Annotated in this window: 8 protein-coding genes and 1 pseudogene; 6 read left to right on the top strand and 3 right to left on the bottom strand. The window is 73.4% G+C overall.

Annotated features, from left to right (window positions below):
* Positions 1-853 (top strand): bifunctional RNase H/acid phosphatase (locus tag FB157_RS03025; RefSeq protein ID WP_145875751.1); only part of this gene is annotated, 853 nt, incomplete at its 5' end.
* Here FB157_RS03025 and eda read toward each other — a convergent pair.
* Together eda and yaaA are read right to left on the bottom strand one after the other, a co-directional pair.
* Complete coding sequence (eda, locus tag FB157_RS03020) at positions 825-1472, bottom strand: bifunctional 4-hydroxy-2-oxoglutarate aldolase/2-dehydro-3-deoxy-phosphogluconate aldolase (protein ID WP_145875589.1); 648 nt, start codon at positions 1470-1472, stop codon at positions 825-827. The two genes, FB157_RS03025 and eda, sit on opposite strands and share 29 nt — an antisense overlap.
* Positions 1473-1548: 76 nt before the next feature.
* Complete coding sequence (gene yaaA, locus FB157_RS03015; protein WP_145875587.1) at positions 1549-2331, bottom strand: peroxide stress protein YaaA; 783 nt, start codon at positions 2329-2331, stop codon at positions 1549-1551.
* Positions 2332-2407: 76 nt separating this feature from the next.
* Between yaaA and FB157_RS03010 the strand changes: the two genes are divergently transcribed.
* Complete coding sequence (locus FB157_RS03010) at positions 2408-3841, top strand: RNB domain-containing ribonuclease (protein WP_145875585.1); 1434 nt, start codon at positions 2408-2410, stop codon at positions 3839-3841.
* A 15-nt stretch (positions 3842-3856) separates the two neighbouring features.
* On the opposite strand, the gene FB157_RS03005 is transcribed toward FB157_RS03010, so the two are convergent.
* The gene (locus tag FB157_RS03005; protein WP_145875583.1) at positions 3857-4603 is read right to left on the bottom strand and encodes a MerR family transcriptional regulator; all 747 of its coding nucleotides are present in this window, start codon (positions 4601-4603) and stop codon (positions 3857-3859) included.
* Between the two features lie 182 nt (positions 4604-4785).
* Here FB157_RS03005 and FB157_RS03000 point away from each other — a divergent pair, with 182 nt between their 5' ends.
* The 4 genes and pseudogenes from FB157_RS03000 to FB157_RS49580 all read left to right on the top strand — a co-directional run.
* On the top strand, positions 4786-5196 hold the full coding sequence (locus tag FB157_RS03000; RefSeq protein ID WP_145875582.1) for a DUF4260 family protein: 411 nt from the start codon (positions 4786-4788) through the stop codon (positions 5194-5196).
* 4 nt (positions 5197-5200) lie between these two features.
* Complete coding sequence (locus FB157_RS02995) at positions 5201-5710, top strand: TetR/AcrR family transcriptional regulator (protein ID WP_145875749.1); 510 nt, start codon at positions 5201-5203, stop codon at positions 5708-5710.
* A gap of 26 nt (positions 5711-5736) precedes the next feature.
* Complete coding sequence (locus FB157_RS02990) at positions 5737-6585, top strand: AraC family transcriptional regulator (RefSeq protein ID WP_145875580.1); 849 nt, start codon at positions 5737-5739, stop codon at positions 6583-6585.
* Positions 6582-7361: pseudogene (locus FB157_RS49580) on the top strand (DMT family transporter); the annotation flags it as partial. The gene FB157_RS02990 and the pseudogene FB157_RS49580, both read left to right, overlap by 4 nt.
* Positions 7362-7364: the final 3 nt, after the last annotated feature.

Below are 7364 nucleotides of genomic sequence, written 5' to 3'. Positions count from 1 at the left end.
CACAGCCCCCGACGAGCAGCACCTTTCCAGTGCCGGAGGGGAACGCACGGTCACCCCCAGCGAGCAGCACCCCTCGACGTCCGGTGAGCAGCGCCCCACAGCCCCCGACGAGCAGCACCTTTCCAGTGCCGGAGGGGAACGCACGGTCACCCCCAGCGAGCAGCACCCCTCGACGTCCGGTGAGCAGCGCCCCTCCACCCCCGGCTGGAGCGCCGCCGCAGACATGGGCGCCCCCGCCACCTTCGTCCTCCTCCGCCACGGCGAAACCCCGCTCACCCCCCAGAAACGCTTCTCCGGCAGCGGCGGCACCAACCCCTCCCTCTCGGACGCCGGCCGCGAGCAGGCCCACCGAGCGGCAGAGGCACTCGCCAAGCGGGGGACGATCCAGGCGATCCTCGCCTCCCCCCTCGCCCGCACCCGCGAAACCGCCGGCATCGTCGCCGCCCGCCTCGGCCTGGACGTCACGATCGAGGACGGCCTGCGGGAAACCGACTTCGGCGCCTGGGAGGGCCTCACCTTCGGCGAGGTCCGCGAGCGCCACCCCGAAGACCTGAACGCCTGGCTGGCCGACCCCGAGGCCCACCCCACCGGCGGCGGCGAGAGCTTCGCGGAGACCGCCACCCGGATGGAGGCCACCAGGGAGAAGCTGGTCGCGGCCCACGCGGGCCGCACGGTCCTGCTGGTCACCCACGTCACCCCGATCAAGACCCTGGTGCGGCTCGCCCTGGGCGCCCCGCCCGAGTCGCTGTTCCGCATGGAACTCTCCGCCGCCTCCCTGTCGGCGGTGGCGTACTACGCGGACGGCAACGCGAGCGTGCGGCTGTTCAACGACACGTCCCACCTGCGTCCCTGAGCCCGGCGGCGGCCCGCGCCAGCTCCTCGACCCGGGCCCAGTCCCCGGCGGCCACCGCATCCGCCGGGACCATCCAGCTCCCGCCCACACAGCCGACGTTGGGCAGGGACAGATACTCCGGCGCGGTCGCGGGCCCGATCCCGCCCGTCGGACAGAAGCGGGCCTGCGGCAGCGGACCGGCCAGCGACTTCAGATAGGCGGTACCGCCCGCCGCCTGCGCCGGGAAGAACTTCATCTCCCGCACCCCGCGCTCCAGCAGCGCCACCACCTCCGAGGTGGTCGACACCCCCGGCAGGAACGGCACCCCGGACGCCCGCATCGCCGTCAGCAGCGCGTCCGTCCACCCGGGACTGACCAGGAACCGGGCCCCGGCCGCCACACACTCACCCACCTGCTCCGGCGCGATGACCGTCCCCGCCCCGACCACCGCGTCCGGCACCTCGGCGGCGACCGCCCGGATCGCGTCCAGCGCGGCCGGTGTCCGCAGCGTCACCTCGATCGCGGGCAGTCCGCCCGCCACCAGCGCACGGGCGAGCGGTACGGCATCGGCGGCGTCCTCGACGACGACGACGGGCACGACGGACGCGAGGTCCAGCACAGACGAGGGCATGCCGCTCATCCTGCAGACCTGATGCAGGGTGCGCAAAAGACATTGCGCATGCTGCAACGCCAAGAGGGGTGCCCTCAGAGAGGGCTCAGTGGATCTCCTCCACCAGCACGTCCAGCGACCACGCCTGCCCCGCCTTCGCCGGCGACTGGGCCTCCACGGTGTACCCGAGGTCCCGCAGCGCCTCCACCAGTTCGGCCGGCCCCTTCGGCGCGGCTCCGTCCGACAGCAGGCTCCGTACGATCCGCCCCTTCGTCGCCTTGTTGAAGTGGCTGACGACCTTCCGGGTCGGCGCGTGCAGCACCCGCACGGTCGCCGTACGCCCGGCCACCTCGCCCTTCGGCTTCCACGCGGCCGCGTACGCGGCGGACCGCAGGTCCAGGACCAGCCCGTCCCCGGCGACCTCGGGCAGCACCGCCGCCATCGGCGTCCGCCAGTGGGCGCCCAGCGCCCCGAGCCCCGGCAGCTTCACACCCATCGAGCACCGGTAGGAGGGGATGCGGTCGGTCACGCGGACCACGCCCCACAGCCCCGAGAACACGAGCAGGGACCGTGCGGCCCGCTTCTTCGCGGCCGCGTCGAGGGAAGCCAGGTCGAGGGCGTCGTACAGCACACCCGTGTAGATCTCCCCGGCGGGCCGCGCCCCGGCCGTACGCAGTCCGGCGTTCTTCGCGACCTCGCCGCGCAGCCCCTCGCTCAGCCCGAGCACCTCGCGCGCCTTGTCCTCGTCGCCGGCGCACAGCTCGACCAGCTCCGCGAGGACGGCCTCCCGCGCGTCGGTCAGCCCTGGCAGGGACAGCGACTCCGGCTTCAGCGGGGCGCCACGGCCCGAGGACGCCTTGCCTTCCGAGGGCGGCAGCAGGACAAGCACGGGTACTACTCCTTCTCTCCGGTTCTGCGCCAGGGTACGGGGTGCTGCCCCAGCCCCTTCGACCTACGCTCGACACATGCCCTGCCGCAAGATCCGCGTGACCGGCGCCCCCAAGGCACCTCTCCGGGCCGCCCTTGCCGCGCTCCGCGCCGAACTGGGCGTACCGGAGGCCTTCCCGGCCGAGGTCCAGGCGGAGGCCGAGCGGTCGGCGCAGGCACCCACCCTGCCGTCGTACGACGCCACGGACCTCCCCTTCTTCACCGTCGACCCGCCCGGCTCCACCGACCTCGACCAGGCGACGCACCTCTCCCGGCGGGGCACCGGCTACCGGGTCCGGTACGCCATCGCCGACGTCGCCGCCTTCGTCGCACCCGGCGGACCACTGGACGCGGAGGCGCACAAGAGGGTGAACACCCTCTACTTCCCCGACCAGCGGGTCCCGCTGCACCCCACGGTGCTCAGCGAGGGCGCCGGGAGCCTGCTGCCCGACCGGACCCGGCCCGCCGTGCTGTGGACGATCGACCTGGACGGGGAGGGCCGTACCGTCGCCGTCGACGTGCGCCGGGCCCTGGTCCGCAGCCGGGCGAAGCTCGACTACGCGGGCGTGCAGCGGCAGATCGACAGCGGCACGGCCGAGGAACCGGTCGCGCTGCTCAGGGAGATCGGGCAGGCCCGGGAGCGCCTGGAGGCGGAGCGCGGCGGCATCTCGCTGGGCGTCCCCGAGCAGGAGATCACCGAACGGGACCACACCTACGAGCTGGCCTTCCGCGCCCCGCTGCCCGCCGACAGCTGGAACGCCCAGATCTCCCTGCTCACCGGCATGGCCGCGGCCGACCTGATGGTGGCCACCGGCACCGGCATCCTGCGCACCCTGCCGGCCGCTCCCGACGGCGCCGTGGCCCGGCTGCGCCGCACCGCGGTCGCCCTGCACATCGACTGGCCGCACCACGTGTCGTACGCGGCGCTGATCCGCACCCTCGACCCGCACGACCCGCACCACGCGGCCTTCCTCCAGGAGTGCACGACCCTGCTGCGCGGCGCCGGCTACACCGTCTTCCGGGACGGAAACCTGCCCGCGATCACCACCCACGCCGCCGTCGCCGCCCCCTACGCCCACTGCACCGCCCCGCTGCGCCGCCTCGCCGACCGCTACGCCGCCGAACTCTGCCTCGCGGCCGCCGCCGGCCACGCCCCGCCCGACTGGGTCCTCGCCGCGCTCGACACGCTGCCCCGGCAGATGGCCGACGGCACCCGCCGCGCGGGCACGGTCGAGCGGGAGTGCGTCGACATCGTCGAGGCCGCGCTGCTCAAGGGCCGGGTAGGAGACGTCTTCGACGGCTGCGTGGTGGACCTCTCCGACCACGAACCGGCCGTCGGCACCGTGCAGTTGGAGTCCCCGGCCGTGATCGGCCGGATCGAGGGCGAACACCTGCCGCTCGGCGAACGCCTGCGGGTCCGCCTCGCCCGGGCGGATCCGGGCACCGCGAAGATCCTGTTCACACCCGCGTGAGCCATCCCCGTCTCCTCACGGCCGTTCCCCGGCGAGGATCCGCAGGACCCGCCGGATCACCTCGGCCTGCGCAGGCGCGAAGTCGGCGTACAGGGCGTGCAGGAAGGCGTTGTCCGGGCCGAGGTCGGTCGCGGACATCAGTTCCGCGGGGAGCAGGCCGGCCAGCGTCCGCGCGGCCTGCTCCACGCGCGGGTCGTCCGGCGCGGCGTCCGCGAGCGCGTCGAGCAACGCGTACGCCTCCTGCGCCCGCGCCAGGGCGTCCGGGCCGTCCAGGGCGCGGCGCAGGGCGGACAGCAACCGCTCCCGCTCCTCGGGCGCGGCACCCGTGTCGAGCAGCGCGAGGATCTCGCGGTCCTTGGCGGCCGTGGGGGAGTCGCTGCCCGGCAGGCCGGCGAGCAGCCCGGTCAGCTCGGGCGAGAACGGCCCCTCGGCGGGCAGTTCCCCGGCCTCCAGGAGCGCCCGCAGCCGCTGCCGGCGCTCCCTGATCTCCGCCTCCTGCCGGGCCAGGTCCTCGTCCAGCTCGGTGAGCACCTCGACCAGGTCCTTGCCGGCGTCGTCGGCGAGCACGTCCCGCACCTCGGTCAGGCCCATCCCCAGCTCCGTCAGCCGCCGGATCCGGGCGAGGACGACGGCGTGCCGGAGGGTGTAGTGCCGGTACCCGTTGGACAACCGCTCGGGTTCGGGCAGCAGGCCCAGGTGGTGGTAGTGCCGAACCGCGCGCGTCGTGACGCCGGCGGTGGCGGCGAGTTCTCCGATCCGCATGGGACCAAGTACAGACGTTGACGTCGCGGCAGGGTCAAGCGGCGGGCCGGGCGCTGTCGCCGAGCTCCAGGCCCGGGGCGCTGCGGCCGGTCGGCGGTTGACAGCTAACACCGTTAGCCATACCGTCGTGGCTAACGGCGTTAGCCAATCCGGCCCGACGCCGTACGACCCCGGAGGCAGCCATGTCCGCCACGACCACGAGCGCCACTTCGCCCCTCACCGTCCTGCGCCGCACGGCCTGGCTCGCGGCAGCCCTGTTCTGGTCGGCCTTCGCTGTACTGGAGGCCATGAACCACGGCTGGCTCGCCGGCACCCTCGCGCTCGTCTTCCTCGTCCTGCCGGACCTCACCTTCCTGTTCGCCCTGGACGACGCCCCCCACATGGCGAAGGGCCAACTGGCGCCGCGCGCGGTGCCGTACTACAACGCGATGCACCGGGCTCTGGTCCCGCTGGCGCTGATGGCGGCGTACATGGTCGGCCCCTTCGCCTGGGCCCCCGCATTCGCGGCCCTGTGCGGCTGGCTGGCCCACATCTCGTACGATCGCGCCTTCGGATACGGACTGCGGACGAAGGAGGGCTTCCAGCGTGGCTGAGCGTCTGACGCCGAGGGCACGGGAGATCGCGACGGCGGCGCGGGCCCTCCTGGAGGAGTCGGGGGGCGCGGCCCTCACCATGCGCGCCCTGGCCGACCGCCTCGGTATCAAGGCCCCGTCCCTCTACAAGCACTTCCCCGACAAGCACGCCGTAGAGGTCGAGCTGACGGCGCAGATGCTGACCGAGTCGGCCGAGGCCCTGGAAGCCGCCGAGACCCACACCCCCGGCTCCCTGGAGGCGCTGGCCGGGGCCTACCGCGCCTACGCCCTCGCTCACCCCCACCTGTACTGCCTGGCCACGGAACAGCCCCTCCCGCGCACCGAACTCCCCGAAGGCCTGGAGGACCGGGCCGCCCTGCCACTCCTGCGGGCCTGTGCCGGGGACCTCGACCTGGCCCGCGCGACCTGGGCCTTCGCCCACGGCATGGTGATCCTGGAGATCCACGGCCGGTTTCCGGCCGACGCCGAGCTGGAAGCGGCATGGAAGCGGGGCCTGAAGGCGTTGCACCCTTAGCAGGGAATACGGCAGGGGAGTGGGCGATGGCGGAACAGGCGCTGTGGACGAGAGCGCGACTGGGCCGTTGCGGCCCCCCGCTCGACCTCCTGACCGCGAACTTCCATCAGCACACCTACGCCCCGCACGCCCACGACGAGTACACGATCGGCGTCTGCGTGGGCGGCTCCGAGGTGATCGACTACCGCGGCGGCCACATCCGCACCGGCCCCGGCACGATCGTCGTCCTCGAGCCGGGCGAGATGCACACCGGCGGCCCCGGCACCCCCACCGACGGCTACGCCTACCGAGCCCTGTACGCGGAGCCGTCCCTGCTGGCGGACGGCACCCTCGGCACCCTCCCGCACTTCCGCGAACCGCTCCTGGAGGACCCCGAACTGGCCAGGGCCCTACGCGTGACCCACACGGAACTCAGCACGTGCCCCGACCCCCTGGAAGTCGAATCCCGCCTCCCCTGGCTCCTGACGGCCCTGTCCCAGCGCCACTCCACGGCACGACAGATCCCGCACCACATCCCGGGCGCCACCACCCTTGCCCTGACGGTCCGGGACCGTCTGGCGGACGAACTGACGGCCCCGCCCTCCCTCTCCCACCTCGCGGCCGACCTCGGCCTCTCCCGCTACCAGCTCCTGCGGGCCTTCCGTACGACGATGGGGGTACCGCCGTACGCCTGGCTGGCCCAGTACCGGGTGACGCGGGCACGCACCCTGCTGGAGGCCGGACTGCGCCCGGCCGAGGTGGCGGGCCTGGTGGGCTTCGCGGACCAGGCGCACCTCACCCGCTGGTTCCGCCGCGTACTGGGGGTGACCCCGGCGGCGTACCGCAACAGCGTTCAAGACACCTGGGCGGGGGACAGCCGAAACTCGACCCCATGACTGCACGTGGCTGGTTCCTGTTCTCCCTGATGGGAGTGGTCTGGGGCATTCCCTATCTGATGATCAAGGTGGCGGTGGGTGACCTGTCTCCCGCCATGGTGGTGTTCACGCGCTGTGCGCTCGGCGCGCTCCTCCTGCTCCCGTTCGCGATCCGCCAGGGCCGCCTGATCAGTGTGGTCCGCACGCACTGGCGTCCCATGCTGGCGTTCGCGTGCATCGAGATCGTCGGCCCGTGGTTCACCCTCACCGACGCCGAACGGCACCTGTCCAGCTCCACGGCGGGCCTGCTGATAGCGGGCGTACCGATAGTCGGAGTCCTCCTCGCCCGCTTCTTCGGCGACACGGAACGCCTCGGCGCACGGCGGGTCGCGGGCCTGGCCCTGGGCCTCGCAGGCGTGGCGGTCCTCACCGTTCCCCACCTCACCGGCGGCGACGCACGCTCGCTCGGCGAGGTCCTGCTGACCGTCCTGGGCTATGCGACGGCCCCGCTGATAGCCGCGCGATGGCTGAAGGACGTCCCCACCCTCCAGCTCACGGCCCCGTGCCTGACCCTGGCCGCCCTGGTCTACGCCCCCGCGGCAGCGGCCACCTGGCCGTCCACCGTGCCGTCGGGCCAGGTCCTGGCCTCCCTCGCCGGCCTGGGCGTCATCTGCACGGCGCTGGCCTTCGTGGCCTTCCTGGAACTGATCAAGGAGGTCGGCCCGACCCGCTCGACGGTCATCACGTACGTCAACCCGGCGGTGGCGGTGGCGGCGGGAGCCCTGTTCCTGAACGAGCCG

Source organism: Streptomyces sp. BK340, from assembly GCF_007827595.1.
Taxonomy (GTDB): Bacteria; Actinomycetota; Actinomycetes; order Streptomycetales; family Streptomycetaceae; genus Streptomyces.
Note: the sequence above shows the minus strand (reverse complement) of the source record. Positions and strands in the feature narration are given on the sequence as shown.